The following is a 25932-nucleotide window of genomic DNA, read 5'->3' as shown; positions in this document are numbered from 1 at the left end:
TCCAGGATTTTCGTCTCCATGCGTATTCTCCCCCTTCTGGCCGGGCTGAGCTTGGCGAGCGTCGCCCACGCCGCGCCCCTGACCTACGCCCAGAGCCTCGACGCGGCCGCGGCCAATGCGCCGGCGCTGCGCGCCGCGGCCCTGCAGGTCGAGGCCGCCAAGGCCTCGGCCAAGGCGGCCGGCGCCCTGCCCGATCCCAAGCTCGCCGTCGGCCTCGACAACTTCCCGGTCTCGGGGCCGCCGGCCGGCCGGTTCGGAACCGACGAGATGACCATGGGCAAGGTCGGCTTCAGCCAGGACATGCCCAGCGCCGCCAAGCGCCAGGCGCGGATCGGCCGGGCGCAGGCCGACATCGTCGCGGCCGGGGCCGAGGGCGCGGTCGAGGCCCGCCAGGTCCGGGTCGCCACGGCGCTGGCCTGGATCGAACTGCTCTACGCCCAGCGCAAGCTCGCCGCCCTGGACGGGGTGGTCGCCCAGCTGGCTCCCCTGTGGAGCGCCGCCCCGTCCGGCGTCGCGTCCGGACGCTCGCGGCCCGCCCAGGCGCTGGAGGCCGCGCAGATGCGCGCGGCCCTGGCGGATCGCCGCAGCGAGGCGGTCTCGGCCCTGGGAAGGGCCCGTGCGGCCCTGACCCGCTGGACCGGAGATCCCGACCCCGAGGCGCTCGGTCCGGCGCCCGACCTCGATCTCCCCCCCGCCAGTCTTCGGGCCGCGATCGACCGCCATCCCGCCGTGCTGGCCAAGGACGCCGCCGCCCGCCAAGCCCAGGCCGACGTCGCCCTGGCCAAGGCCGACAAGCAGCCCGACTGGAGCTGGGAAGTGGCCTACCAGCGCCGCGACCCGATGTTCGGCGACATGGTCTCGGCCGGGGTCAGCATCAGCCTGCCGCTGTGGGGCAAGAGCCGCCAGGATCCGATGATCGCCGCGCGCACCGCCAGCGCCGGCCGCGCCGACGCCCAGCGCGAGGACGCCCGCCGAGCGCTGAGCGCCCAGCTCGAGGCCGATCTGGCCGACCACGTCATGCATCACGAGCAATGGCTGCGGGCCCGCGACACGCTGCTGCCGCTGGCCAAGCAGCGGGCCCAGCTGGAGACCGCCGCCTATGGCTCCGGCGCGGCCGGTTTGCCCGACGTGCTGATCGCCTTCTCGAGCCTGGCCGAGGCCCAGCTCACCACCCTAGATCGCGAGGCCGCCGTCGCCATCGACGCCGCCCGCCTGACCCTCACCTACGGAAGCGACGATCAATGACCCCCTCCCCCTCGATGAAGGCCCTGCTCGGCGCCGGCGCCGCCCTGGTCGTGCTGGCCGGGGCCGGCGGCTATGGCCTGGCCCGCCTGACCGCCAAGCCGCCGATGCCGGCGACCTCGGCCGACAGCCGCAAGGTGCTCTACTGGTACGACCCGATGGTCCCGGCCCAGCACTTCGACAAGCCGGGCAAGTCGCCGTTCATGGACATGCCGCTGACGCCCAAATACGCCGGCGAGGCCGAAACCAGTGGTCCGGCGGCGGGGGTGCGGATCGACCCCTCGGCCGCCCAGAACCTCGGCTTCCGGCTGGCGACCGTGGAGGAAGGCGCGCTTTCCAGCGGCCTGACCGCCACCGGGATCGTCGACTTCAACCAGCGTGACGTCGCCGTCGTCCAGGCCCGCAGCGGCGGTTTCGTGCAGCGGGTTTATGGCCGCGCGCCGGGCGACGTGATCGCCGCCGGCGCGCCGCTGGCCGACCTGTTGGTTCCCGAATGGGGCGGCGCCCAGGCCGAATATCTGGCGGTCCGGCGCACCGGAGACGCGGCCCTGAGCGCCGCCGCCCGCCAGCGCCTGCGCCTCTTGGGCATGCCCGACGGCGTGGTCGCCGGTCTCGACCGAGACGGGCGGCCGCGCACGACGATCACCGTCACCGCGCCGCTCGGCGGGGTCGTTTCCAAGCTCGACGTGCGCGCCGGCATGACCGTGGGCGCGGGCCAGACCCTGGCCGAGATCAACGGCCTCTCGAGGGTCTGGGTCACGGCCGCCGTGCCCGAGGCGCAGGCCGGGCAGCTGCGTCCGGGCCAGGGCGTTGGCGTCACCCTGGCGGCCTATCCGGGCGAGACCCTGCGCGGGACGGTCCAGGCCGTGCTCCCGCAGGCCCAGGGCGACAGCCGCACCTTGCAGGCGCGGATCGAACTGGCCAACCGCGACGGCCGCCTCAAGCCTGGCCTGTTCGCCACCATCGCCTTCGACGCGGCGACGCGGACCGCCCTGCTGATCCCGTCCGAGGCGGTGATCCGCACCGGGGCGCGCGACGTGGTGATGCTGGCCGCCGACGGCGGCCGCTACCAGGCCGTCGAGGTCCGGACCGGGCGCGAAGCCGGAGGCCGGACGGAGATCCTGGCCGGCCTGTCTTCCGGCCAGAAGGTCATCGCCTCGGGCCAGTTCCTGGTCGATTCCGAGGCCAGCCTGGCGGGCCTGCAGGTCCGGCCGCTTCCGGCCTTGGGCCCTCAAACACCCCCAGGCGACACGCCCATGGCCAAGCCGATGGCCCCGGCCAAGCCGGCCCTGGCCGAAACCACCGGCCGCGTCGAGCAGGTGACCCCGGACGGCGTCACCCTCTCGCACGGCCCCGTGCCGGCCATCGGCTGGCCGGCCATGACCATGACCTTCCGCGCCGACCCGATGCTTCTGAAGGGCTTGAAGATCGGCGACCAGGTCCGCTTCGCCTTCGACCCGCCGCCGGCCGACCCGATCATCCGGCGCATCGCCAAGATCGGCGGTGGCGCATGATCGCCGCCCTGATCCGCTGGTCGGTCGCCAACCGCTTCTTCGTGCTGCTGGGCGCCCTGGCGCTGATCGTGGCCGGCGGCCTGGCCGTCCGCTCGACCTCGATCGACGCTTTGCCGGACCTCTCCGACACCCAGGTGATCATCCGCACCAGCTATCCGGGCCAGGCCCCGCAACTGGTCGAGAACCAGGTGACCTATCCCCTGGCCACCACGATGCTGTCGGTGCCGGGGGCCAAGACCGTGCGCGGCTACTCGTTCTTCGGCGACAGCTTCGTCTACGTGATCTTCGACGACAAAACCGACCTCTACTGGGCCCGCTCGCGGGTGCTGGAATATCTCAACCAGGTCCAGGCCCGCCTGCCCGAAAGCGCCCGCCCGGCCCTTGGCCCCGACGCCACCGGCGTCGGCTGGGTCTATGAGTACGCCCTGGTCGACCGAACCGGCGGCCACGACCTCAGCCAACTGCGATCCCTGCAGGACTGGTTCCTGCGCTATGAGCTGAAGACCCTGCCGGGCGTGGCCGAGGTCTCGGCGATCGGCGGCATGGTGCGTCAGTACCAGGTCGTGCTCGACCCGCAGAAGCTGGCCAGCTTCGGGGTCACGCACCAACAGGTCGTCGCCGCCCTGAAAGGCGCCAACGCCGAGACCGGCGGTTCGGTGCTGGAGCAGGGCGAAGCCGAATACATGGTCCGCGCCACCGGCTATCTGAAGACGATCGAGGACTTCCAGGCCGTGCCGCTGAGGACGGCGGCCGGCGGCGTCCCCGTGCGCCTCGGCGATGTGGCCATGATCCAGGTCGGCCCGGAGATGCGGCGCGGCATCGCCGAACTCAATGGCCAGGGCGAGGTGGCCGGCGGCGTGGTGATCCTCCGTTCCGGCGAAAACGCCCGCACGACGATCGCGGCGGTTAAGGCCAAGCTGGCCGAGCTGAAGAAGAGCCTGCCCCCGGGCGTCGAGGTGGTCACGACCTATGACCGCTCGGGCCTGATCGATCGCGCCGTCCACAACCTGACCGGCAAGCTCCTGGAGGAGTTCCTGGTCGTCGCCCTGGTCTGCGCGCTCTTCCTGGGCCATCTGCGCTCGGCGCTGGTGGCGATCATCTCCCTGCCCCTTGGGGTCCTGGCCGCCTTCCTGGTCATGAAGAGCCAGGGCGTCGACGCCAACATCATGTCGCTGGGCGGCATCGCCATCGCCATCGGGGCCATGGTCGACGCCGCCGTGGTGATGATCGAGAACGCCCATAAGAAGCTGGAGCGCTGGGCGCACGATCATCCGGGCGAGACCCTCACAGGCGAGACGCGCTGGACGGTGATCACCGAGGCGGCCGCCGAGGTGGGGCCAGCCTTGTTCTTTAGCCTGCTGATCATCACGCTGTCGTTCATCCCGGTCTTCACGCTGCAGGCGCAGGAAGGACGTCTCTTCCGTCCGCTGGCCTTCACCAAGACCTACGCCATGGCGGCGGCGGCCATCCTGTCAGTGACCCTGATCCCGGTGCTGATGGGCTACCTGATCCGCGGGCGTATCCCCGACGAGGGGTCCAACCCGATCAACCGCGTGCTGACGGCGGCCTACCGTCCGCTGCTGGACCGCGTCATGCGCCGCCCCAGGACCACCCTGCTGGTCGCCCTGCTGGCCTTCGCCACCACGGCCTGGCCGCTCGCCCACCTCGGGGCTGAGTTCATGCCCAACATGGACGAGGGCGACCTGCTCTACATGCCTTCGGCTCTGCCAGGCCTATCGGCGGCCAAGGCGGGTCAACTGCTCCAGCAGACCGACAGGATGATCAAGACCGTGCCTGAGGTTGACAGCGTGTTCGGCAAGGCCGGCCGGGCCGAGAGCGCCACCGATCCGGCGCCGCTGGAGATGTTCGAGACCACCATCCGTTTCAAGCCGCGCAACCAATGGCGGCCGGGCATGACCCCCGACAAGCTGGTGGCCGAACTCGACCAGCGCGTCCGTGTTCCGGGCCTGACCAATGTCTGGGTTCCGCCGATCCGCAACCGCATCGACATGCTGGCCACCGGCATCAAGAGCCCGATCGGGGTCAAGGTCTCGGGGGCAAACCTCGCCGAACTGGACCGCATCGCCCGCGAGGTCGAGGGCGTAGCCAAGGGCGTGCCCGGCGTCAGCTCGGCCCTGGCCGAGCGTCTGACCGGCGGGCGCTATGTCGATGTCCGCATCGACCGGGTCGCCGCCGCGCGGTTCGGGCTCAACATCGACGACGTCCAGTCCATCGTCTCCGGGGCCATCGGCGGTGAGACCATCGGCCAGACTGTCGAAGGCCTGGCGCGCTATCCGATCAGCGTCCGTTATCCGCGCGAGCTGCGGGGCAGCCTGGAAGGCCTGCGGGCCCTTCCGATCCTGACCCCGGGCGGCGCGCAGATCACCCTGGGAACGGTGGCCGAAGTCCAGATCGCCGACGGCCCGCCGATGCTCAAGAGCGAGAACGGCCGGCCGACCACCTGGGTCTATGTCGATGTGCGGGGCCGCGATCTGGCCTCGGTCGTCGGCGACCTGCACCAGGCGGTCGACCAGAAAGTCAGGCTGTCGCCCGGCGTCAGCCTCTCCTATTCGGGCCAGTTCGAATATCTGCAGCGAGCCGCCGACCGGCTGAAGATCGTCGTGCCGGCCACCCTGCTGATCATCTTCGTCCTGCTCTACGTGATCTTCCGCCGCTTCGACGAGGCGGGGCTGATCATGGCCACCCTGCCGTTCGCCCTGACCGGCGGGATCTGGACGCTCTACCTGGCGGGCTTCCACCAGTCGGTGGCCACCGGCGTCGGCTTCATCGCCCTGGCCGGGGTCTCGGCCGAATTCGGGGTGGTGATGCTGATCTATCTCAAGCACGCCATGGACGCCCTGGGCCCGAACCCGACGCCAGATCAGGTCGAGGCGGCCGTGCGCGAAGGCGCCCTGCTGCGGGTGCGGCCCAAGGCCATGACCGTGGCGGTGATCCTGGCGGGCCTGGCCCCCATTCTCTGGGGTCACGGGGCCGGCTCCGAGGTGATGAGCCGCATCGCCGCGCCGATGATCGGCGGCATGCTCACCGCGCCCCTGCTGTCGATGTTCGTGATCCCGGCCGGCTATCTGCTGCTGTGCCGCCGGCAGACCCGAACTTCCCAATCCGCTTCAACCTCAGCCTAAGGAGATACGCTGATGAAGACCCTATCTCTGATCCTCGCCGCCCTGGTGGCGACGACCAGCCTGGCCGCCTGCGGCCGCAAGACCGAGGCGCCGGCGGCCCCCGCCGCGCCAGCGCCCGCCGCCGCCACCGCACCGGCGGCGAGCAACGACATGGCCGGCATGGACATGGCCCCCGCCGACAAGATGGCCAAGGGCGTTGGCGTGGTGACCGCGATCGACAAGACCAGCGGCACGATCACCCTCGATCACGAGGCCATTCCCGACGCCGGCTGGCCGGCCATGACCATGGGCTTCAAGATCGCCCCGGCCCTGCTGGACGGGATGTCGGTCGGCGACAAGGTCGCCTTCGACCTGAAGCTCCGTGACGGCGCAGGCGAAGTCACCTCGATCCACAGACAATAGTCGCCAGTGGGGTTGGCGCGGACAGGGGATCGCGCCAACCCGACAAGCTGCGAAACTCCAGTTTTCGCTATCGGCTAGGCCGCGCTTCAGCCCACCATTTCGCCCTTTGCGCTCAGCGTTTGGATGAGCGGGCAGCCTGGATCTCGTCCCGCGTCGCAAGCTCTCACCGACGCGGCCAGAACCTGCTCCATCCGCTGAAGGTCGGCGATCCGGGAACGGACATCGTCAAGATGCGCCGCGGTCAGGTCGCGCACCTCGGCGCACGCGGCCTGTTCGTTGGCGGCAAGGTTCAGCAAGGCGCGGACCTCATCCAACTTAAACCCCAGCTCCCTCGCCCTGCGCACAAAACTCAGTCGCCCCACGTCTTGGGCGCTATAGCTCCGGTAGCGCCCGCGCCGCGGAGGGGCGGAAATCAGGCCGATCCGCTCGTAATAGCGGATCGTCTCGATGTTGCAGCCGGTTCGGCGAGAGAGTTCGCCGATCTGGATCGCGTGATTGGTCATGGCGCCCTCGATTAGCGCTTGAGTCTGTAGTAGCTACAGATGGCATCTGGGTCCGCGTCGAACCAGGAGGTGGTAAGATGACGACGCAAGACAGCCTTGAAACGCCGCGCGGCGGGGGAAGCGAACACCCCGCCCAAACGGCCCTGACTTGGGGGGCGCTGGTCGCAGCGGTAGGCGCGGTGTTCGCATGGGCTGCCTGCTGCATTCTGCCGATGTCCCTGGCGCTCGCGGGGTTGGGCCTGGGCGGCCTTGGCTGGATCGCGGGTCAGCGCACTTGGTTGACGATCCTCGCGCTCGGCGTCGTCGGCGCCGGCTGGATCGTGACTTGGCGTCGAGCGCGAGCATGCCGGATCGACGGCGCTTGCGCCGGTCCGTCACGGTTTGGAGTCAACCTGCTGGCCGCAGCCACCCTCTTCGTGGTTCTCGCCCTGCTCTGGCGGCCGATCATCGAACCTTGGGCCTTGGCCCTGATCCGGAGTGTGCGGGCATGAGCGATAAGATCCAGTCCCAGTCCACCCTGACTTGCCCGCAATGCGGGCATCAAACAACCGAGACCATGCCGACAGACGCTTGTCAGTACTTCTACGACTGCAAAGGCTGCGGCGCCGTACTCAAGCCCAAGCTTGGCGACTGCTGCGTCTACTGTTCCTACGGCGACGTTGCCTGCCCTCCGATCCAGGCCGGAGGCGGCGCGTGCTGCGGATGATGTCGGCGCGCGCCTGGCGGTTTTCTCAGAATTGTCTCGACGACTGGTCCAGTTCGGTAGGCCATCGCCGATACCGGTAGTGATGGTCACCGCCTGGGCGAAGTGACGGCGATCGCCAAGTCGTAGGACGCGGCGGCGAGGCGCGATCGACGCGCCTCGCCCGGTCTTGAGTTGGGTCTTCTAGGCGCTCTTGGTCACCTCGCCGCCAGCGCTGCGCCGCGACCACCAGAACCCGCCGACCAGGATGGCGAGCGTCATGGCCTGGGCCGCGACGCCCTCGATCGTCGGGAAGAAGCCCAGCAGTTCGATGCGCGGCAAGGCCAGAGGATGCAGGTCCAGAAGACCAGCCTCCTGCAGGGCGGCCACGCCCTTGCCGGCCAGGACGACCGCCAGGATCGCCATCAGGATGGCGCTGTATTCGAAGAACTGGCCGATCGGCAGGCGCTTGGAGAACCGCAGCATGGCCCAGCCGATGGCGGCCAGGACGATGACGGCGCTGCCGACTCCCGCCAGCACCGCGCCGGCCCCGCCCTGGGTCCACAGCGCTGTCAGGAAGAGGATGGTTTCGAACACCTCGCGATAGACGACGATGAAGGCCAGCAGGAACAGGAACCAGGCCGATTGCTTGGACAGCGCGTGGGACAGCTTCTCGCGGATATAGACCTGCCAGGCGTCGGCCTGGGCCTTGCCGTGCATCCACAGGCCCACCGAGATCAGCACCGCCGCGGCGATCACCGAGCCGAAGCCTTCGGTCAGTTCCCGGCTGGCCCCGCTGATCGAGATGAAGAAGGTCGCCGCCGCCCAGGTCAGGCCGCCGGCCGCCAGGGCCGCGATCCAGCCGCCATGGACGTAAGGCAGCACGTCGGCCCGCTCGGCCTTGCGCAGGAAGGCGATCATGGCGACCACGATCAGCAAGGCCTCCAGGCCCTCGCGCAGCAGAATGGTGAAGGCGCCGGCGAAGCTCGACAGGCCGCTGGCCTTTTCCGGGGCCAGGGCGCGGCCGGCGGCGGCGAACAGGGCGTCCAGGCGTTCGATCTGAGCGCGGACCTCGCTGGCCGGCGCGGTCTTGCCGATCGCGCCGCGCACGTCGCCCATCGCCCCTTCGATCCGCCGCATCAGGGCCGGATCGCGAGCGCCCAGTGACGGTTCGACCGGCTCGAAGCCGTCGAGATAGGCGGCCAGGGCCAGGTCGGCGGCGGCCTTGCGGTCGCCGGCCTCATAGGCCTTGAGGCTGGCGGCCAGCTGCTGGCGAGCGACGTCGAGCGATCCGCCGCCGGTGCGGGTGACGACCTCGGGATGGCGGCGCAGATAGGCGGTCAGCGCCCGGGCCTTGGTTTCTCCCACGGCGGCCGCCAGGGCGGCCGGGGTGGTCTGGGTCAAGGTCTGCAGGTCGGGGAAGCGGGCGCGGACGGCGGCGTCCTCGTTCCAGAGCTTTTCGCCGGCGGCGGCCTCGGCGTTGCTGAAGGCGAAGCGACCGACATAGAAGGCCAGATCCCAGCGGTCGTCGGACGGCAGGTGGGCGTAGCTGGCCATGGCGGTGCCATCCAGGCCCTGCTGGATCACTTGGTAGAGGCCAAAGACGCTGCGCTGTCGGGCGCGCTCGACGTCGGCGAAGGCGATCGGCGGCGGATCCAGACCCACCGCGTTGGGGCCATCGGCCTTGCCGGTCTCGCCATGGCAGGCCGCGCAGTTTTCGGCATAGAGCGCCGCGCCGCGCGCCAGGTCCGGCGCGCGCTGCGGAGCCAGGGGCGTGGGATAGGCGGCCAGCAGATCATTGGCCAGGGCATGGGCCTTGGCCGAGACCACTGCCGGCTCCTGCTTGGCGGCGATCGTGGCTTGCAGGCTCTCAGCCTTGGCCAGGAGATCAGGCTGGGCCTTGGTGGCGGGAAGGCCGGCGATGCGCTCGCGGACCTGGCCGGCGAACTCGTTCATCTCGGCATATTCGGACGGGCTGATGATCTTGCCGTCCTTCACCGCCCCGGCGTAGTCGACCGACAGGTAGTCGAGCAGCCGCCAGGCGGTCTGGGACGAGCTGGCCTCCTGGGCCTGGGCCATCGGCGCGGCCGCGAGAAGTAGAACCGCCAGCAGGCTGGCGAGGAACGAGGCCACGCGCCCCTTGAGACCAGTAATCATTATCAATCCATGGGCGCGAAATGGCGCATGTGGCAATAGCTTGAGCATGCGTCAGGAAGTCGCGAGAGAGGCGCGATGTTCGGCGCGGGCTTGGCGGATGATCTGGTAGGCGGAGCTGAGGAAGACCCCAGCGAGAAGCACCCCGACGATCAGGTCCGGCCAGCGCGAACCGGTCAGCCAGACTAGCCCGCCGGTGGCCGCGACGCCCAGGCATTGGATCAGGTCGTTGCGGGTGCAAAGCCAGACCGAGCGGACATTGGCATCGCCATCGCGGTAACGGACCAGCAGCCCGGCAGCGGCGAGATTGGCCAGAGCGCCGAACAGCCCCAGGGCCGAGATCGCCTCACGAGACGGCGCAGCGCCCGTCCAGGCCCGCCAAGCGGCGAAGCCGGCGACAGACAGAGCGACGGCGCCGAGGCTAAGACCCTTGAACAGGGCCGCGCCGGTGCGAATGCTGACGGATTTGCCTATGGCCCACAAGCTGATGGCGTAGGTGGCGCTGTCGGCCAGGAAGTCCAAGGCGTTGGCCGACAGGGACGCCGAACCCTGAGCGAGGCCCCCGACAAGCACCACCACGAAACCGACGAGGTTGATTGCGATCACCCAGGTCAGGGCGCGACGGTACTCGGGTGAGGCGCCGTCGAACTTGACGTCGCTTCCACAGCCGCACCCCGACGTGGCCGGCTCGCTGGAACAGGATTCGCTCATGGCGCCACCCTGCATCCTCTAGCCACTAGAGGATCAAGCGCCTATTTGGATTGTGCGAGGAAAATCCATGACCCTGTCGATCGGCCAATTGGCCAAGGCCTCGGACGTCAAGATCCCTACCATACGCTTCTACGAACAGATCGGCTTGCTACCGGAGCCGATCCGGACCTCAAATGACCGGCGTGTCTATGGCCAGGAGGCTGTCCGACGCTTGGCTTTTATCCGTCACGCGCGCCAGCTTGGCTTCTCGGTCGAGGCAATCCGTAATCTGCTGGATCTTTCAGACCATCCCGAACGGCCTTGCGGCGAAGCCAACCTGTTGGCCGCCCGGCAGCTTGGCGACGTCGAAGCCAAGATCGTTCAACTGGAGACCTTGCGCGGCGAACTTCGGCGCTTGGTCCAAGCGACATGTGACGGGCGGGCAGCCGATTGCAGGGTGATCGAAGCGCTGGCCGGGTAGGCTTAACTGGCGCTCCCCCGGTCATCGCCGGCATCCTAATCGTAAGAAAGATGTACGCGAAGGACCGCGAGCGATTCTAGAGCTTCGGGACGCGGCACGAATTGATCGGCGCGATCGTGGTCGAGCGCAACAAGGCGGCCGTAGGGCCTAGCCTTGCGTTCACGCCGGTCTATCGCGGTATGCAAGCAACCGCAGCGCGTTGGCGACAACCAGCAGTGTCGAGCCCTCGTGGAAGACGACGGCCGCGCCAATTTTCAGGCCAAACAGCGTGGCCGGGATCAAGACCGCGACCATGCCCAGGCTAACCCAAAGGTTCTGCTTGATGATCCAGCTGGTCTTGCGGCTGAGGCCGACGGCGAACGGCAGATGGCTTAGATCATCGGCCATCAGCGCGACGTCGGCGGTCTCCAGCGCCACATCCGACCCGGCAGCTCCCATGGCGACGCCGACGGTGGCGTTGGCCATCGCCGGCGCGTCGTTGACACCGTCTCCAACCATGGCGACCTTGCCTTCTGAGGCCGCCAACTCCTGAATGATGGCCACCTTGTCCTCGGGCATCAGGCCGCCGCGCGCCTCGTCCAGGCCCAGTTCCTTGGCCACGGCGTCGGCGACGGTTTGGTTGTCGCCCGACAGCATGACGATGCGCTCAATGCCCAGCTTGCGGAGCCGTTGGATGACGCCCTTGGCCGCCGACCTAGGTGTGTCCATCAAGCCCAACACGCCCAGGAAGCGTTCACCGTGATGAACGACCATCACGGTCCGGCCTTGCGCTTCGAGGTCCTCAGCCAAAGCTCGCACGGCGTCTGACATCGCTGGTGCGTCCTTGCCGTCGAACAGGGCGGGCTTTCCGATGAGCGCCGCTGAGCCGGAAACCTGCGCCTGAACACCCTTGCCGGTCAGGCTGTTGACGCCATCAGCGACAAGCGGGGTGTGGTCGCCCAAACGTTCGCCGCCATCGCGGACGACCGCCGCGGCCAGGGGGTGGTCACTCAGCGCCTCGACGGCGACAGCGACCGCTAGCAGCTCACGCTCCTCCACGCCTTGAATGGGCTGCACGTCGGTCACCCGTGGCTTCCCCTCCGTGAGGGTCCCGGTCTTGTCGAAAGCCATTGCACGGAGGGTGCCCAGGTTCTCTAGGGGGCCGCCGCCCTTGACCAGGACACCGCCGCGCCCGGCCCGCGCCACACCGCTGAGAACAGCACTCGGCACTGAGATTGCCAGGGCGCACGGGCTGGCGGCGACCAGCACCGCCATGGCGCGGTAGAAGCTGACGCTGAACGGTTCGTCGATGACCAGGAAGGCGAGCATCAATAGCCCGACCCCGACCAGCACCGATGGCACGAAAATCCGCTCGAACTTGTCTGTGAACTGCTGCGTGGGCGAACGCTGGGCTTCTGCCTCGGCGACCATCTTGACCACCCGCGCCAGGGTGGTTTCCGACGCCTTGCGGGCCACCCGGACATCCAGGGCCCCTGCCCCATTGATCGTCCCGGCGAACACCCGATGCTCGGCGCTAGCGCGCTCGAAACTTAGGGCCGGGTCGGAGACGGGCCGCTTGTCGACAGGCACGCTTTCACCGGTGACGGGAGCCTGATCAACGCTGCTTTGGCCGGCGATGACCACGCCATCGGATGGGATCCGCTCATTGGGCCGGACCAGCACGATGTCATCGATTTGCAGATCCTCGACTGGCACCTCGACCACGGTGTCGCCGCGCCGGACGCTGGCGTGTTCCGGCGCCAGCTTGGCCAAGGCTTCGATGGCCCGGCGCGCGCGGCCCATCGCGAAATGCTCCAGGGCATGGCCGATGCTGAACAGGAAGAGCAGCAGCGCGCCCTCGGCCCATTGACCCAGGGCCGCCGCGCCGGCGGCCGCCACCAGCATCAGGCTATCGATTTCGAACTGGCGCTTGCGCAGGTTCTCGATGGCTTCCTTCAGCGTGAAGAAGCCGCCCAGCCCGTAGGCGATCAGAAAGCAGATCAGCGGGACCAGGCCTGGCGCTCGAAGGCTGATCAGCCAGCCCGCGGCCAGGGCGACGCCGGAACCGATCGCGAAGATCAGCTCGGTCCGTTCACCGAATATCCCGCCGTGGGCGTGGCTGTGAGCGCCGGCGTTGCCGTCCTGGTCGTGGCCGTGGTCATGCCCGTGATCAGGATCCTGCTCGTGGCGCGCTTCGGGCGGCTGCGTGGCGGTGGCCATGACGTCGTCTCCAGGATCAGGAAGGGCTGTGATGGCGGTGACCGCCGTGCGCGACGATCGCGATGGTCTCGATGGTGACTAGGCCGACGTCCTCGCCCTGGCGCAGGCTGTCCAGAAACCCGCGCAGGCGCGGTTCTTCATCGACCAGTTCGACGATGACATGCCGGCGGGGGGCCAGATCGACCGCCTTGGCCCCATGCACAATGCCCGCGTCGCCGTATGAATCGACCACCTGCAGGATGGCGGCGTTGGCGACCCCCAGGATTTGGGCCCGAGCGAGGAGAGCCTGCGCGTAGGGTTGCCCCTCCAGGATCGCGTCCATGTCGGTATAGATCCGCAACAGGTGAAGGTGATCAGACGCCATGAGGTGCTCCGTAGCCAAGCGGTCTTGGTGATGAATGCGCGAGACGCATCAACGGCGGATCTTCCCGGGCTTGGTCAGCCGACGGGCAAGAGCGACGTCCAGTTGGCGCATGACGCCGCCATAGGTGCGCAGCAGGCCCTCGCCGAGGACGCCTTTGAGCCCGCCAACGCACTGGACGGTGTGGGTGACCCGGGCGCCCTGCGGCACAGGGTCGACGCGGAAAGTCTCAAGCAGCCGGATGCCATAGCCGCCCATGCGCCAGGCGATGAGGCGCGGGGGCTCCAGGGTGACGATCTCCCCCGCCATCGAGATGGGGATCGGCAGCCTGCCGACCCGGATCCGAAAATCCAGCTGCCCCTCCTCCGCGAATTTCCCGGCCGGAGCCAGCGTCAGAAACGGGGCCCAGGCGCCATAGGCAGGAAAGTCGCTGAGCAGCTTGAACACCGCCTGGGGCTTTACGGCGATCACTTGGCGGGTCGTTAGCGTGAGCGCATCTTGGGGCTCGGAAGGGGTCATGAATGCACCTCTTCCTGGCCAGCGCAGGCATCGCGCTCGGTCTGGAGCGTCAAGTGATGCAGATCGAACTCGTCCTGTAGCCGCCCGGCCACGGCCAGGCGCACGACCTCGAAATCGGCGCCCGGCGCGAGCACCAAATGCGCCGTGCAGCTGGGCTGGTCCGCGCCGCTGACCCAGACATGCAGGTCGTGGACCGAGGCGACGCCGGGCGTGGCGGCCATCGTCGCGCGGATCCTCGTCAGATCCACGCCGCTCGGCGCGCCTTCGAGCAGGATCTGGGTGGCGTTCTTGAGCAACAACCAGGTGCGCGGCAGCACCCACAGCCCGATCGCGATGGCCACGATCGGATCGACAAATCTCCAGCCCGTCAGCTTGATGACCAGGGCGCCCACGATGACGCCGAGCGAGCCGAGCATGTCGGCCCAGACCTCCAGATAGGCGCCTTTGACGTTGAGGCTCTTGTCCTTACCCGCTTTGAGCAGGCGCATGGCGATCAGGTTGATCACCAGGCCAATTACGGCGACCACGAGCATGCCGGTTGATTGGACGGGTTCAGGGTCGATGATGCGTTTGACGCCCTCGACCAGGACGTAGACGGCCACGCCGAACAGTAGGACGGCGTTGAAGGCAGCCGCGATGATCTCGAAACGGCGATAGCCGAAGGTCCGTCGATCATCGGCGCTGCGCGCGCCGATCTTGATGGCCACCAAGGCCACGGCCAGCGCCGCGGCGTCGGTGAACATGTGGGCGGCGTCCGACAGTAGCGCCAGGCTATTGAACCGGATGCCGGCGACGACCTCGGCGATCAGAAAGGTTGAGGTCAGTCCTAGGGCGATGGCCAGCATCTTGCCGTTGGTCTGACCGGCGGTGTGGTCGTGTCCCTGTTCCGCGCCCATGGGCGGATCTCCGTCAAGAAAAAGGAAGGGGTCGGCGCGCAGCGATGGGCTGCGCGCCGGCGAAGACATCAGAAGCGGCGACGATGGCCGCCGTAACGGACCACTTCGACCTTCTCCAAGGTCACCAGCCCCACCTCATCGTCAGGGGTCAGGGTGTCGATGAAGGCCTTGAGCTTGGCCTCCTCGTCGACGATCTCGACGACGACCGGCAGGTTGGGCACCAGGTCGAACGGCTGGCCGCCGTGCAGGGTGCTGGAGGCTCCAAAGCCTCGCAGTCCCCTCAGCACGGTGGCGCCGGCCAGGCCCATCGATCGCGCCCGCTCGACGAGGATGTCGAAGAAGCGGCGATCGCCGGTCATGGCGTTTTCGTCGGTGTAGATCCGTAGCAGCAGTGCTTGGCCCGGGATCATCTTAGGCTCCTTGCTCTAGAGACGGCGCGGAAGGCTCGACCGAGGCCTTGGGCGTCTTGCGCAGGACGAACCGGCAGATGGCCGGCAGGACGAACAGGGTCAGGGCCGTGGCGGTGATCAGGCCGCCGATGACAACGGTGGCCAGCGGGCGTTGGACCTCAGCGCCAGTTTCGGTGGCCAGCGCCATGGGCACGAAGCCGAGCGAAGCGACCAGACCCGTCATCATCACCGGACGCAGCCGCTCCATGGCCCCGTCGATGATCGCCTTTTCCAGTTCAAAGCCCTGGGCGAGCCGCTGGCGGATGGCGGTCATCATCACCAGGCCATTGAGCACGGCGACTCCTGATAGCGCGATGAACCCGACGGCGGCCGAGACCGAGAACGGGATGCCTCGCAGCGCCAGGCCAAAGACCCCGCCGGCCAGGGCCAGGGGGATGGCCGAGAATACCGCCAGGGCGGGCGCAAAGCCGCCAAGCGCCATGTAGAGCAGGGCGAAGATCAGCAGGAAGCAAAGCGGAACGACCAGGGCCAGACGCGATTGCGCCGCCTTGAGGTTCTCAAACTGCCCGCTCCACTCGATCCAGGACCCGGCCGGAAGCTTCACCTGCGCGCCGACTTTGGCTTGGGCCTCGGAGACGAACGAGCCCAGGTCGTTGCCACGCACGTTGGCCTGCACCACGACACGACGCTTGCCGTTCTCGCGGCTGACTTGGTTGAGGCCTTCCGAATAGGAGAAACGGGCCACGTCACGCAGCGGCACCGACAGGCGCGCGCCGCCCCCCGCCCTTTCAGGCAGCATCACTGGCAGCGCCCCGACCGCGTCCAGGTCGTTGCGGGTGGCGTCGGGCAGGCGCACGACGATGTCGAAGCGTCGGTCGCCCTGGAACACTAGGCCAGACTCGCGTCCGCCCATGGCCACCGCCAGGGTGTCGGCGACCTCCTCGACGGTTAGTCCCAATCGCCCGATCGCGTCGCGGTCCAGCGACACGTCCAGGGTCGGGAAGCCGGACGTCTGTTCGACCTTGACGTCGGCAGCGCCCTTGACGCTCTGCAGCGCCTTGGCGATCTGGCCGGCGCTGGCGGTCATGGCGTCCAGGTCATCGCCATAGACCTTGATCGCCACGTCGCCGCGCACGCCGGCGATCAGTTCGTTGAACCGCATCTGGATGGGTTGGCTGAACTCGTAGACGTTGCCCGTCAGACCCTCGAGCTTCTTTTCCATACGCGCGACGAGCTGCGCCTTGCTTTCCTTTTTGTTGGGCCATTCGTCCTGCGGCTTGAGGATGATGAAGCTGTCCGAGGCGTTGGGCGGCATCGGATCGCTGGCCACCTCTGCCGTGCCGGTCTTGGAATAGACGAACTCGACTTCTGGGAAGGTGGCGATCGTCCGTTCGATCTGCCGCTGCATGCGCAGCGACTGCTCAAGCGACGTGGAGGGGATGCGCAGGGCCTGGACGGCCAAGTCCTTCTCGTCCAGTTGGGGCGTGAACTCTCGGCCGAGGAACGAGAAGGTGACCATGGCCAGGACGAACATACCCACGGCCGCGCCGATCACCGGCCACGGCTTGGCGACTGCCTTGCGCAGCAGCGGCTCGTAGCGAACCTTGGTCCAGCGGACCATGGCCACTTCTTTCTCCGCGACCTTGCCGCGAATGAGCAGAGCGATCATCGCCGGGATGAAGGTCAGCGACAGCACGAAGGCCGCGGCCAGGGCCAGCATCACCGTGATAGCCATCGGCGAGAAGGTCTTGCCCTCGACGCCGGTAAAGGTCAGCAGCGGCGCATAGACCAGCAGAATGATCGCCTGCCCGTAGACGGTCGGGGCGATCATCTCACGAGCCGCTTCGCGGGTTTCGCGAATGCGCTCGCTGAGGGTCAGAAGCCGGCCCTCATGGTGCTGACGTTCGGCGAGGCGCCGCAGGCTGTTTTCCACGATGATCACAGCGCCATCGACGATGAGACCAAAGTCCAGCGCGCCCAGGCTCATCAGGTTGCCCGAGACGCCAAGCCTGTTCATGCCGATCGCCGTCATCAGCATCGACAACGGGATCACCAAGGCGGTGATCAAGGCGGCGCGGAAGTTCCCCAACAGCAGGAACAGCACCACGATCACCAGCAAGGCGCCTTCGACGAGGTTCTTCTCGACGGTTTTGATCGTGGCGTTGACGAGCTTTGAGCGATCGTAGGTGATCTGCACCTTCACGCCGGGCGGCAGGCTTTTGGCGATCTCCTTGAGCCGCTCAGCCGAAGCGCCGGCCACGGTGCGGCTGTTCTCGCCCGTAAGCATCAGCACGGTGCCGACCACGACCTCCTCGCCGTTTTCCGAGGCCGCGCCGGTCCGCAGGCCGCCGCCGACCTTGACGGTGGCGACGTCTCCGACCCGGATCGAGACGCCTTGCCGGGTAGCGACCGTGGCGTTTGCGATCTCGTCGATATTGCGCACGCGCGCGTCGGCGCGAACCAGATAGGCTTCGCCGCCGCGCTCCATGAAGTTGGCGCCCACGGCGATGTTGGCCGCCTCCAGGGCCTTGCCCAGCTCGCTGAAAGACACGCCATAGGCGGCCATGCGCGCGGGGTCGGCCTGGACGGCGAACTGCTTTTCATAGCCGCCGATGGAGTCGACGCCAGCGACGCCGGCCACGCCGCGCATCTGCGGCCGGACGATCCAGTCCTGCACTTCGCGCAGATAGGCCGCCTGAGCGGTGGCGTCGGTCAGGCGCTCGCCGGTCACCGTCAGATAGGCGCCGTCCGATTGCCAACCAGGCGCGCCCTCTTTGATCTTGGCGCCGCGTCCGCCGGGGTGGTCATAAGCGACCGTCCACATGAGCACCTCGCCCAGGCCCGACGATATCGGGCCCATGGCGGGCTGGGCGCCCTCGGGCAAGGTCTGGCCAACGCCGGTCAGACGTTCGGAAACCTGCTGACGCGCGAAGTAGAGGTCGGTGTTTTCCTTGAAGACGATGGTGACCTGCGAAAAGCCGTTACGCGAAATCGAGCGCGTGCTTTCCAGGCCGGGGATCCCGGACATGGCGGTTTCGACCGGGAAGGTGACGAGCTTTTCGACCTCGGCCGGAGCCAGGGCCGGAACGACCGTGTTGATCTGCACCTGTTTGTTGGTGATGTCGGGCACCGCGTCGATCGGCAGTCGCACCAGGTTGTAAACGCCCAGCGCGGCGATCAACGCCACCACGCCGATGACCGCCCAGCGCGCGCGGACGGAGAAATCAAGAATTCTGCCGATCATCGCGCGGCCTCCACGGGCTCGGCCGCGTGGGCGACGGGATGGTAGGCGACCGCGACGCGTGTCACCTCATTAGGGTTCACCCCAACAAGGCGGGCGTCATAGCGCGCGGCTTGATTGTGGCCGCTCGAACCGAGTGAGCCGCGCCAGACCACGGAGGTCGATCCCAAAGGACGGCCTGCGTTGTCGAAGGCTTCGATGTCGAGGTGTCCCTTGACGCCGGTCTTCCAGAGCGGCGCGCGACGAACTAGTCCCGAGACACTCAGGCCGTCAGGCTCGCTCCAAGCCGACGCCGTTAGGACCTTCAAATGGCCTTGGCTCAGCAGCTGGAAAGTCGGTTGGGGCTTCAGCCTGCCTTGGGCCTGGGGGCTGGTCGCGGTCACGGCTGTGGGGGCCAGCAATCCAAGGACGCCGGCCACGATGAAAAGGGGTTTCATGAGAACGCGCCTAGTGCCCATGCTCGGCCTCCCCCTTGCCAAGCTCGGCCTTCAGGAGGAACGCGCCCTGGCCGGCGATCTGCTCGCCAGCGGTGACGCCCGATAGGATCTCAATGCGTCCGCCGCCGCGCCGACCGATCTTCACCGGGCGAGCCGTGAAGCCGTCCTTGCCGCGCACGAACACGCTGTCAGCGCCCTCGACCGACTGCACCGCCTCCTCGGGAACCGAGAACCGATCCGTAGCAGCCGCGCCGCGCGGGACGATCCGAACCCGCACGGCCTGGCCGGGAACCAGGCCCGCCTGCCCTTGCGCCAAGGTCAGGATGGCCGTCGCCGCGCGGCTCTCGACATCCACGCCTGGCGTGATCGACCGCACAACAGCGGGGATGGTGCCTTGCGGGGTCTCGATCAGCGCTTGATCGCCAGCTGCGATGCGGGCCGCGTCTGAGGCCGGCAACGAAGCCTGGACCTCGATCTTGCGGGGATTGGCGACGCGGAAGAGTTCCGTGCCCGCCGTGACATAGGAGCCAAGCACCAACGGCGCTGCGGTGATCTTCCCGGCGATGGGGCTCGACACCGTCACGTAGCGGCCATTGGCGCTCACCCCTGCGGCGGCGCCGGCGCTCGAAGCACGGCGTAGCTCGGCCTCAGCGATCGCGACCTCGGCCTGGGCGGACTCCAAATCCTGACGCGCGGTGATCTTGGCGTCGAATAGGCGCTTTTCGCGGGCGAAGGCCTGACGGGCCGCTGTCGCCTTGGCGGCGGCGGCGGAACGCTCGGCGCTGATGGCCGCCGCGTCGCGGCTTTCGATCGAAGCCAGGGCCTCCCCGGCCGCTACTGTGTCGCCCAGGCGCTTGTTGATCCGCACCACGGCGCCGTCGGCGCGAGCCGCCAAGGTCGCGGCGCCGTCCGGTGAGCCCACCACGGAGGCCTGGGCCACGATGCCGGCCGAGAGCCCGCCGGTCGCCAGGGTTTCGACACGGATGCCGGACGCGGCGAGGCGTTCGGCGTTCATTTCGATGTAGCCTTCTTCTTCCTTTTCGCCGGTCTTGGCCTCGCCTTCGGCGTGGCCGGCTTCTCCTTCCTCGTGTTGCTCCGCCTTCACGGAAGCCGCAGCAGCGGGGGTCTTGGGTGCCAGGACCGAGCGTCCGATCAGGACGCCGGTCGTGGCCGCCAGCAGGCTGCTGATCGCCACGGCGGCCAGCAGCTTGTTCTTGTCAGTGGTTCTGGTCATGTCAGGTCCTATTGCGCGGCGGCGCGTTCGAGCGCGGCCAACGCCGTGGCGCGCTCGAGGCGCGCGGCGATGAGGTCGTTGCGGGAGGCCGACAGGGCCGCCTGGGCGTCCAGCACGTCGAGCAGCGAAAACTTCCCGGCCTGGAAGCCCTGGCGCGCCAGGTCCACGGCCTGCTGAGCCTGCGGAACCGTACGGCTGGAAAGAACTTCCAGCCGGGCCTCGGCGGCCTTGAGCGAGGCCTGGGCGTCACGCACCGCACGAACGGACCGCGCCAGCGCCAGGCGCTCACGCGCCTCGGCGGCGTTGGCGTCGGCCCGCGCGGCCGCGACGTTGCCCTGGTTGCGGTCGCGGATCGGGATGGGCGCGGTGAACCCGACGATCAGAGCCTGGTCACCCGTCTGCTCGAACCGGCGAACCCCGGCCTGGACGGTCAGGTCGGGCTTGCCCGCCGCGCGCTCGCGATCGATCGCGGCCTCGGCGCTGGCCCGCTCAGCCTGCGCCAATCGGACATCCAGAGAGGCGGTCGGATCGATGGCAACTGATGGAGCTGTCGTCGCTAAGGGCTCGACCAGTTCAATCTGCGGATCGGGATCGGCCCACAGGCTGGTCAGGGCGCGCCGGGCGGCGGCGGCCTGAGCCTGCGCCGCCAAGACGGCGGCTTCGGCTTCGTCGCTGGCGGTTCTGGCGCGCAGGGCCCGCAGCGGCGGCTCGCGCCCGGCCTCGACCAGGGTGGCGGCCACGCTCGCCAGATCGCGCGCTCGCTCGGCGGCTTCCTGGGCCAGGGCGACGCGGGCGTCGGCCTCAAGGGCCTGAGCATACTGAGCCTTCACCTCCCGAGTGAGGTCCGCGCGGGCGATAGCGACGCGCACGACCGCGGCCTCGACCTCGGCCTGGGCGGCGGCGGCGCGGGTGCGGCGCTTGCCGCCCAGTTCGAGTCTTTGACCGATCGAGAAGGTCGTCTCGGCGCTGGAGAACCCGTCATAGGGTCCCGAGCCGGCGATGTTCTCGCTTTGAAGACTGGCTTCCGGATTGGGCGCGAAACCGGCTTGGCGCGCGCGACCTTGGGCGGCGGCCAGAGCGGCCTGCGCCGAGGTGATGAGCGGTGACTGGGCCTGGGCGCGTTCAAGCGCGGCGGCGAGCGTCACCGGAGCGGCAGCAGCGCCTAAAGGCGCGCCGAGGCTCACGAAGCCTAGAACCGCGCCGAAGGCGACGGGCCAGGCAGATAGCGATGGCATGGGAGATCCCTACTTGCGTTCTGACAAAGGCGAACACGCGCGTGAGCGCGGCCGGGTCAGGCGCGAGGAGGTTCTTCGAGGCGGTCTTGGGCCGAGGACGGCGGGAAACCGAGGTTCCGGGGCGCGGTGTGCGACGTCACAGGATCGCGGGCGCTGTACTGAGCGTCGTTCCAGCCAAGCGCCGGCGAGGCGTGATGGCAGTGACCGTGGATGCAGACATCCGAGCCGCCGTCGTGGCTCTTGTTTTTTTGATGATCGGCGTCGACGCCTTGGTCGGACATCTGGACGCTGGCTGCGGACGCCCGCTCGCCGTCGCCTGCGCAAATGGCCGTGTCGAGGGTTGGGGCGACGACAAGGGCGAGCAAAAGGCACGCGATCAACGCGCCCCCCATCTGCTGGAACCATGTCCTCAAAGCCATCATCAATGCCCCTATAGCTTCGGCCGGGCGAGGTGGGAATGTGTTACATAGTCACGGTGAGCCCCACAGACGCTTGCAGGGCCGTGGTCAAGGCCAAGAATAGGGCGCGTTCGAGCGCGCCTGACCGGCGCACGATTGGCGGGCCCGCACGTCATCGACGGGGCGCCGTTGCGTCCGGACGAACAGGATCGTTGACCTTGAACGCTACGGCGACCGGTTGCGCGTTATCCGAACCAGCCTGCAGCGTGAAGTTCAAAACCCAATCGCCGCTGGTTGGCAGGTCGGCGCGGAAGCGCAACGAGCCATACTCCAAGGACGGCTCAAAGAACGCTGGGCGTGACGCCCCATCGCGGCTGACGTTGGCGTCGCTTACAGCCAACCGAGGCAAAGCGCGGCCGTTTGTATCGGTCACTTGAACCGTCACCTTGGCCGCGACGCCCCGAATGACTGGGCTGCTGGGCTCGAAACGATAATTGGCTGCAGCCGCTTGTAGGGCCACTATCAAAGCGAGAGAGGCAAACATCCCATCTTATCCTTCGGGCAAAGCGCCAGACGCTGCCTGCTTTTTTCGGCGGAACAGTTTCAAGTTCTAGGGGGCACCTCAAGGTTTGTTCGCTAAACCTCGCTTGAAAGCACAAACCCAGAACTAGGTGGTAAGCCCTGATGTAGGGCTTACCTCGAGGTTTGTGCGCCAATGTACGCTTAGCAGTACGAAGCCAGAACCTAGGCGCGAACAGTCTCATGCCGGTGCTCTAGGTCATCACTCTCCGGATCTGTGCTGCAACAGCAGCGGCGTCGCGCCCTACCCCACGCAGCACGCCTGAACTGAAGCTGCGCAGACCTGGTTGTCCGACGAAATAAATTCCGGGCTGCCCAATCGCCCTACCGTCACGCTGAAGTAGCGTGCCTGCGCCATCCACAAGGCCGGGAAGCTTCGTAAAACCGACGTTCGGTCGGTAGCCGGTCGCGAAGATCACCGCATCGATTCGCTCCTCAACGCCATCAGCCCAAACCACACCTGTCTCGGTAAAGCTGGTGAACATCGGCTTCGCCAATGGCGCGCCCCGCTTCAGTGCGGCGCTGTAGTGACCGTCGTCGAGCACTGGCGTTCCTTGATCCGACAGGCGCCGCGAACGATCCACGCCAGCCAAGTTGAACCAGAAATGGATATCGCGTCCCAACAAGGTCTGCGGGATGAAACGCACGCGACTCCTCACCGCCAGCGTCACGTCAGCCTCAGCAGCGAGCTCGACCGCAACTTGGACAGCAGAGTTAGCGGCTCCGACCACCACCACGCGCCGCCCACGATACGGCTCTGGATTGCGATAGCCGGCAACATGCAACGCCATTCCGCCGAAGCGCTCGTGTCCCGGCAATCGCGGCATGTGCGGGGCCTCAAAAACGCCTGTGGCAATCACGACCGATCGCGCGACGTACTCCCGGCCAGCCGTTGTCCGTAGCCAAAAGCCTTCAGGAGTTCGCTCGACGGAGGTCACCCGCTGGCCAGTCAGCACCGGCAGGGAGAGCGCATCAGCATAGTTTGCCAAATAGGCCGACACCTCATCCCGGCGCGGGTAGCGCTTCGGATCGCCGGGAAACGCTCGATCAGGTAAAGCCGAATAGGCGGCAGGTGAGAAGAGTCGCAGAGAGTCGTAGTAACGCGGCCAGGAGCCAGCCACCGCCGCTCCGCCTTCCAGGATTGCGAACTTCAAGCCAGTCTTGAGCAGCGCCCAGCCGGCGGCAAGGCCGCTTTGTCCACCACCCACCACGAGGACATCATACTTCTGCATCGATCAGCTCGCGACCGGTTCAGACGTGTTCGAAGCCCCTTGGTGCAACGCCTTGTCGTCGTCCTTGAAATTCGGCGCGGTCAACCTGAGCCGCAGCAGATGGCGCCCCAGCGGGCCCGCCCATGCGGCCGGCATCAGGATCGCGGCGGACCGACAACTACTCTTCATTATATGCATGTTTGCGTCCATATGCATATGTTTCTCAAAGCGGATTGCGGCTCTAGCCTCGGCCAGGGCAACAAAGCGGCGACAGGGCTTTGACCTCTTCCGACATGCTCTGCAGTTTGTCGGCCAGGGCGCGCCCGTCGAGTTCATAGAACACGTGCCGCCCCTCCCGGCTGGCCGTTACCACGCCGGTGTCACGTAGAATCTGGAGATGGCGGGAGATCACCGAGCGATCCTGTCCGAAGCCCTCGGAGATCGTCGCCACGTCCGCTCGCCCCAACTGCACCAGCTTGGTCAGCAACTGCAGCCGGACCGGCTCGCACAAGGCACGAAAGAAGCCTACGTCGAAGGTCCTGGGTCGCTCGAGTTTAACGTCTGTGGGCATGAACGCTCTGAGTTGGCATCATGTGTATATATGTGCACATATGCAGGTGTAAATCATCTTCCGCTTTCAGAGGGGCGCCTGGAGCGGGTCGCTGGCCTGCCGGCAGACCCGGACATTCTGGAACTTCGGTCAGTCCTGCCGCGCACTTCTCAACATTTCGCCCACCCTGCGGCGAAATCGTATCGCCTCCACGAACGCCGCCTCATTGGCAGGATCCGATGAGCGCCAGCGCCGGAATGCGTCGGCGTCCTCCACTGAAAAGGCGCCGGAATGCAGGCGGTTGACCCACGAGAGACTCTCTCGCTCCAAACGCGAAAGCTTCGCTCTGCCCCTCGCCTCAGCTCCTAAGCTCCGACGCCAGCCTCTCCATCTTTGAACGGCCCCGACGACTGTCGCCGGGGGGCGCTCGCTCCCCTCTTACCCGGCGATCGTCAGCCTGAGCGCCAGGGCCGCGAGGGTGATGAGGAGGATCGGCGTGGTCAGGATGATCCCGACTTTGAAATAGTAGCCCCAGGAGATCTTGATCCCCTTGGCGCTGAGCACGTGCAGCCACAACAACGTGGCCAGCGAGCCGATCGGGGTGATCTTGGGGCCCAGGTCGCTGCCGATCACGTTGGCGTAGATCATCGCCTCCTTGACCGCGCCGGTCGCGCCGCTGGCCTCGATGGAGAGCGCGCCGACCAGGACGGTGGGCATGTTGTTCATGACCGAGGACAGGAGCGCCGTCAGAACGCCCGTGCCGAAGGCCGCGCCCCAGACACCGCCTTTGGCGAAGTGATTGAGCAGGCCCGCTAGCTGGTCGGTGAGGCCCGCGTTGCGCAGCCCGTAGACCACCAGGTACATGCCCAGCGAGAAGATGACGACCTGCCAGGGAGCGCCCTTCAGGACCTTGCGCGTGCTGATGATGTGGCCCCGGCCCGCGATCACCAACAAGACCAGGGCTCCGACCGCAGCCGTGGCGCTGACAGGCACGCCTAGCGGCTCGAGAGCGAAGAACCCGATCAGGAGCAGCGCCAGGACTACCCAGCCGGCCTTGAAGGTCGCGGGATCCTTGATGGCGGCCGCCGGCGTTTTCAGCTGGGCGACGTCGTAAGTCTTGGGAATGTCGCGACGGAAGTAGATCAGCAGCGCCCCCAGGGTCGCGGCGATCGCCGCCAAGTTTACGGGGATCATGACCAGGGCGTAGCGCCCAAAGCCGATCTTGAAGAAGTCTGCCGAGACGATGTTGACGAGATTGGAGACCACCAGCGGCAGGCTGGCCATATCGGCGATGAAGCCCGCCGCCATAACGAAGGCCAGGGTCGCCTTGTCCTTGAAACCAAGGGCCATGAGCATGGCGATGACGATGGGGGTGAGGATCAGCGCCGCCCCGTCATTGGCGAACACCGACGAGACTGCGGCCCCCAGGAGCACGATCGAGGCGAACAGGAGCCGCCCCTTGCCGCCGCCCCAGCGCGCTACGTGCAGCGCGGCCCATTCGAAGAAGCCCGCTTCATCGAGAAGCAGGCTGATGATGATGACCGCGATGAACGCGCCGGTGGCGTTCCAGACGATGTGCCAGACGGTCAGTATGTCGGCCAGGTGCACGACGCCGGTGACCAGCGCCAGCGCCGCGCCGATGCTGGCGCTCCAGCCGATGCTGAGACCCTTGGGCTGCCAGATGACCAGGGTGATGGTGGCGATGAAGATCAGCAGGGCAAGGATCACGGACAGGCTCTGGACTGGAGACGAAAAGACGGCGGACAGGATTGACTGTCCGCCGCACCAACTTGCGGGCGCGTTAGCGCCCTGCGGTTCAGCTCTTGGGAGGCGCCATCTGCGTCAGCTGGG

At 67.4% G+C, this 25932-nt stretch carries 25 protein-coding genes; 7 read left to right on the top strand and 18 right to left on the bottom strand.

What is annotated here, in order from left to right; genetic code table 11:
- Nucleotides 1–18 precede the first annotated feature (18 nt).
- Genes DI526_RS15720 through DI526_RS15705 form a run of 4 tightly spaced genes read left to right on the top strand, consistent with a single transcriptional unit; the run spans nucleotide 19 to nucleotide 6301 of the window.
- A complete protein-coding gene (locus DI526_RS15720) occupies nucleotides 19–1245 on the top strand; it encodes a TolC family protein (protein ID WP_066681845.1) in 1227 nt (408 codons plus the stop codon).
- A complete protein-coding gene (locus DI526_RS15715) occupies nucleotides 1242–2756 on the top strand; it encodes an efflux RND transporter periplasmic adaptor subunit (RefSeq protein WP_304279891.1) in 1515 nt (504 codons plus the stop codon). The genes DI526_RS15720 and DI526_RS15715 overlap by 4 nt, the downstream gene beginning before the upstream one ends.
- Nucleotides 2753–5899, top strand: a complete 3147-nt coding sequence (locus tag DI526_RS15710; RefSeq protein WP_304279889.1) for an efflux RND transporter permease subunit — start codon at nucleotides 2753–2755, stop codon at nucleotides 5897–5899. Before DI526_RS15715 ends, DI526_RS15710 begins: the two co-directional genes overlap by 4 nt.
- Before the next feature lie 12 nt (nucleotides 5900–5911).
- A complete protein-coding gene (locus tag DI526_RS15705) occupies nucleotides 5912–6301 on the top strand; it encodes a copper-binding protein (RefSeq protein ID WP_304279887.1) in 390 nt (129 codons plus the stop codon).
- 86 nt (nucleotides 6302–6387) lie between these two features.
- Here the strand turns inward: DI526_RS15705 and DI526_RS15700 are convergent, their stop codons facing one another.
- Nucleotides 6388–6804, bottom strand: a complete 417-nt coding sequence (locus DI526_RS15700) for a helix-turn-helix domain-containing protein (RefSeq protein WP_304279885.1) — start codon at nucleotides 6802–6804, stop codon at nucleotides 6388–6390.
- A gap of 77 nt (nucleotides 6805–6881) precedes the next feature.
- Between DI526_RS15700 and DI526_RS15695 the strand changes: the two genes are divergently transcribed.
- Complete coding sequence (locus DI526_RS15695; protein ID WP_304279882.1) at nucleotides 6882–7295, top strand: MFS transporter permease; 414 nt, start codon at nucleotides 6882–6884, stop codon at nucleotides 7293–7295.
- Nucleotides 7292–7510 carry a GDCCVxC domain-containing (seleno)protein gene (locus DI526_RS15690; RefSeq protein ID WP_304279879.1) on the top strand — a complete coding sequence of 73 codons (219 nt, stop codon included), beginning with the start codon at nucleotides 7292–7294 and terminating at the stop codon, nucleotides 7508–7510. Before DI526_RS15695 ends, DI526_RS15690 begins: the two co-directional genes overlap by 4 nt.
- Before the next feature lie 180 nt (nucleotides 7511–7690).
- On the opposite strand, the gene DI526_RS15685 is transcribed toward DI526_RS15690, so the two are convergent.
- Nucleotides 7691–9643 carry a cytochrome c/FTR1 family iron permease gene (locus DI526_RS15685; protein WP_304279876.1) on the bottom strand — a complete coding sequence of 651 codons (1953 nt, stop codon included), beginning with the start codon at nucleotides 9641–9643 and terminating at the stop codon, nucleotides 7691–7693.
- Between the two features lie 51 nt (nucleotides 9644–9694).
- Complete coding sequence (locus DI526_RS15680; RefSeq protein WP_304279873.1) at nucleotides 9695–10351, bottom strand: cation transporter; 657 nt, start codon at nucleotides 10349–10351, stop codon at nucleotides 9695–9697.
- Nucleotides 10352–10418: 67 nt separating this feature from the next.
- Between DI526_RS15680 and DI526_RS15675 the strand changes: the two genes are divergently transcribed.
- A complete protein-coding gene (locus DI526_RS15675) occupies nucleotides 10419–10811 on the top strand; it encodes a helix-turn-helix domain-containing protein (RefSeq protein ID WP_304279870.1) in 393 nt (130 codons plus the stop codon).
- A gap of 159 nt (nucleotides 10812–10970) precedes the next feature.
- Here DI526_RS15675 and DI526_RS15670 read toward each other — a convergent pair whose 3' ends face one another.
- The 15 genes from DI526_RS15670 to DI526_RS15605 all read right to left on the bottom strand — a co-directional run bounded on the left by DI526_RS15670 (nucleotide 10971) and on the right by DI526_RS15605 (nucleotide 25809).
- Entirely contained in the window at nucleotides 10971–13010 is a 2040-nt protein-coding gene (locus DI526_RS15670) for a heavy metal translocating P-type ATPase (protein ID WP_304279868.1), read from the bottom strand.
- A 16-nt stretch (nucleotides 13011–13026) separates the two neighbouring features.
- Nucleotides 13027–13374, bottom strand: a complete 348-nt coding sequence (locus DI526_RS15665; protein WP_304279865.1) for a DUF190 domain-containing protein — start codon at nucleotides 13372–13374, stop codon at nucleotides 13027–13029.
- A gap of 48 nt (nucleotides 13375–13422) precedes the next feature.
- Complete coding sequence (locus DI526_RS15660; protein WP_304279862.1) at nucleotides 13423–13890, bottom strand: SRPBCC family protein; 468 nt, start codon at nucleotides 13888–13890, stop codon at nucleotides 13423–13425.
- Nucleotides 13887–14786 (bottom strand): cation diffusion facilitator family transporter, encoded by a 900-nt coding sequence (locus DI526_RS15655; protein ID WP_304279859.1) that lies wholly within the window; start codon nucleotides 14784–14786, stop codon nucleotides 13887–13889. The genes DI526_RS15660 and DI526_RS15655 overlap by 4 nt, the downstream gene beginning before the upstream one ends.
- Before the next feature lie 68 nt (nucleotides 14787–14854).
- On the bottom strand, nucleotides 14855–15196 hold the full coding sequence (locus DI526_RS15650; RefSeq protein WP_304279856.1) for a DUF190 domain-containing protein: 342 nt from the start codon (nucleotides 15194–15196) through the stop codon (nucleotides 14855–14857).
- A gap of 1 nt (nucleotide 15197) precedes the next feature.
- Nucleotides 15198–18440 (bottom strand): efflux RND transporter permease subunit, encoded by a 3243-nt coding sequence (locus DI526_RS15645; RefSeq protein ID WP_304279854.1) that lies wholly within the window; start codon nucleotides 18438–18440, stop codon nucleotides 15198–15200.
- Nucleotides 18437–18874 (bottom strand): hypothetical protein, encoded by a 438-nt coding sequence (locus DI526_RS15640; protein ID WP_304279851.1) that lies wholly within the window; start codon nucleotides 18872–18874, stop codon nucleotides 18437–18439. Before DI526_RS15640 ends, DI526_RS15645 begins: the two co-directional genes overlap by 4 nt.
- A 10-nt stretch (nucleotides 18875–18884) precedes the next feature.
- Entirely contained in the window at nucleotides 18885–20108 is a 1224-nt protein-coding gene (locus DI526_RS15635) for an efflux RND transporter periplasmic adaptor subunit (protein ID WP_304279848.1), read from the bottom strand.
- 8 nt (nucleotides 20109–20116) lie between these two features.
- A complete protein-coding gene (locus tag DI526_RS15630; RefSeq protein ID WP_304279846.1) occupies nucleotides 20117–21343 on the bottom strand; it encodes a TolC family protein in 1227 nt (408 codons plus the stop codon).
- A gap of 56 nt (nucleotides 21344–21399) precedes the next feature.
- The gene (locus DI526_RS15625) at nucleotides 21400–21765 is read right to left on the bottom strand and encodes a hypothetical protein (protein WP_304279933.1); all 366 of its coding nucleotides are present in this window, start codon (nucleotides 21763–21765) and stop codon (nucleotides 21400–21402) included.
- A 148-nt stretch (nucleotides 21766–21913) separates the two neighbouring features.
- Complete coding sequence (locus tag DI526_RS15620; protein WP_304279844.1) at nucleotides 21914–22285, bottom strand: hypothetical protein; 372 nt, start codon at nucleotides 22283–22285, stop codon at nucleotides 21914–21916.
- Nucleotides 22286–22514: 229 nt separating this feature from the next.
- The gene (locus tag DI526_RS15615) at nucleotides 22515–23552 is read right to left on the bottom strand and encodes an NAD(P)/FAD-dependent oxidoreductase (protein WP_295105846.1); all 1038 of its coding nucleotides are present in this window, start codon (nucleotides 23550–23552) and stop codon (nucleotides 22515–22517) included.
- Between the two features lie 220 nt (nucleotides 23553–23772).
- Nucleotides 23773–24102, bottom strand: a complete 330-nt coding sequence (locus DI526_RS15610; protein ID WP_304279833.1) for a helix-turn-helix transcriptional regulator — start codon at nucleotides 24100–24102, stop codon at nucleotides 23773–23775.
- Nucleotides 24103–24231: 129 nt separating this feature from the next.
- The gene (locus DI526_RS23420; RefSeq protein ID WP_082769626.1) at nucleotides 24232–24411 is read right to left on the bottom strand and encodes a DUF4880 domain-containing protein; all 180 of its coding nucleotides are present in this window, start codon (nucleotides 24409–24411) and stop codon (nucleotides 24232–24234) included.
- A gap of 108 nt (nucleotides 24412–24519) precedes the next feature.
- Nucleotides 24520–25809: an arsenic transporter gene (locus tag DI526_RS15605; protein WP_066683144.1), complete on the bottom strand. Its 1290-nt coding sequence runs from the start codon at nucleotides 25807–25809 to the stop codon at nucleotides 24520–24522.
- Between the last annotated feature and the right edge of the window lie 123 nt (nucleotides 25810–25932).

This window comes from Caulobacter segnis (assembly GCF_003243465.1).
In the GTDB taxonomy this organism is placed as follows: Bacteria; Pseudomonadota; Alphaproteobacteria; order Caulobacterales; family Caulobacteraceae; genus Caulobacter; species Caulobacter segnis_A.
The sequence above is the reverse complement of the archived record's forward strand: the minus strand, read 5'-3'. Positions and strand labels throughout refer to the sequence as shown.

Bases quoted from the DNA above. Each gene is read 5' to 3' on its own strand.
- DI526_RS15720 (WP_066681845.1), top strand. From the start codon at position 19: ATGCGTATTCTCCCCCTTCTGGCCGGGCTGAGCTTGGCGAGCGTCGCC.
- DI526_RS15715 (WP_304279891.1), top strand. From the start codon at position 1,242: ATGACCCCCTCCCCCTCGATGAAGGCCCTGCTCGGCGCCGGCGCCGCC.
- DI526_RS15710 (WP_304279889.1), top strand. From the start codon at position 2,753: ATGATCGCCGCCCTGATCCGCTGGTCGGTCGCCAACCGCTTCTTCGTG.
- DI526_RS15705 (WP_304279887.1), top strand. From the start codon at position 5,912: ATGAAGACCCTATCTCTGATCCTCGCCGCCCTGGTGGCGACGACCAGC.
- DI526_RS15700 (WP_304279885.1), bottom strand. From the start codon at position 6,804: ATGACCAATCACGCGATCCAGATCGGCGAACTCTCTCGCCGAACCGGC.
- DI526_RS15695 (WP_304279882.1), top strand. From the start codon at position 6,882: ATGACGACGCAAGACAGCCTTGAAACGCCGCGCGGCGGGGGAAGCGAA.
- DI526_RS15690 (WP_304279879.1), top strand. From the start codon at position 7,292: ATGAGCGATAAGATCCAGTCCCAGTCCACCCTGACTTGCCCGCAATGC.
- DI526_RS15685 (WP_304279876.1), bottom strand. From the start codon at position 9,643: ATGATTACTGGTCTCAAGGGGCGCGTGGCCTCGTTCCTCGCCAGCCTG.
- DI526_RS15680 (WP_304279873.1), bottom strand. From the start codon at position 10,351: ATGAGCGAATCCTGTTCCAGCGAGCCGGCCACGTCGGGGTGCGGCTGT.
- DI526_RS15675 (WP_304279870.1), top strand. From the start codon at position 10,419: ATGACCCTGTCGATCGGCCAATTGGCCAAGGCCTCGGACGTCAAGATC.
- DI526_RS15670 (WP_304279868.1), bottom strand. From the start codon at position 13,010: ATGGCCACCGCCACGCAGCCGCCCGAAGCGCGCCACGAGCAGGATCCT.
- DI526_RS15665 (WP_304279865.1), bottom strand. From the start codon at position 13,374: ATGGCGTCTGATCACCTTCACCTGTTGCGGATCTATACCGACATGGAC.
- DI526_RS15660 (WP_304279862.1), bottom strand. From the start codon at position 13,890: ATGACCCCTTCCGAGCCCCAAGATGCGCTCACGCTAACGACCCGCCAA.
- DI526_RS15655 (WP_304279859.1), bottom strand. From the start codon at position 14,786: ATGGGCGCGGAACAGGGACACGACCACACCGCCGGTCAGACCAACGGC.
- DI526_RS15650 (WP_304279856.1), bottom strand. From the start codon at position 15,196: ATGATCCCGGGCCAAGCACTGCTGCTACGGATCTACACCGACGAAAAC.
- DI526_RS15645 (WP_304279854.1), bottom strand. From the start codon at position 18,440: ATGATCGGCAGAATTCTTGATTTCTCCGTCCGCGCGCGCTGGGCGGTC.
- DI526_RS15640 (WP_304279851.1), bottom strand. From the start codon at position 18,874: ATGAAACCCCTTTTCATCGTGGCCGGCGTCCTTGGATTGCTGGCCCCC.
- DI526_RS15635 (WP_304279848.1), bottom strand. From the start codon at position 20,108: ATGACCAGAACCACTGACAAGAACAAGCTGCTGGCCGCCGTGGCGATC.
- DI526_RS15630 (WP_304279846.1), bottom strand. From the start codon at position 21,343: ATGCCATCGCTATCTGCCTGGCCCGTCGCCTTCGGCGCGGTTCTAGGC.
- DI526_RS15625 (WP_304279933.1), bottom strand. From the start codon at position 21,765: ATGATGGCTTTGAGGACATGGTTCCAGCAGATGGGGGGCGCGTTGATC.
- DI526_RS15620 (WP_304279844.1), bottom strand. From the start codon at position 22,285: ATGTTTGCCTCTCTCGCTTTGATAGTGGCCCTACAAGCGGCTGCAGCC.
- DI526_RS15615 (WP_295105846.1), bottom strand. From the start codon at position 23,552: ATGCAGAAGTATGATGTCCTCGTGGTGGGTGGTGGACAAAGCGGCCTT.
- DI526_RS15610 (WP_304279833.1), bottom strand. From the start codon at position 24,102: ATGCCCACAGACGTTAAACTCGAGCGACCCAGGACCTTCGACGTAGGC.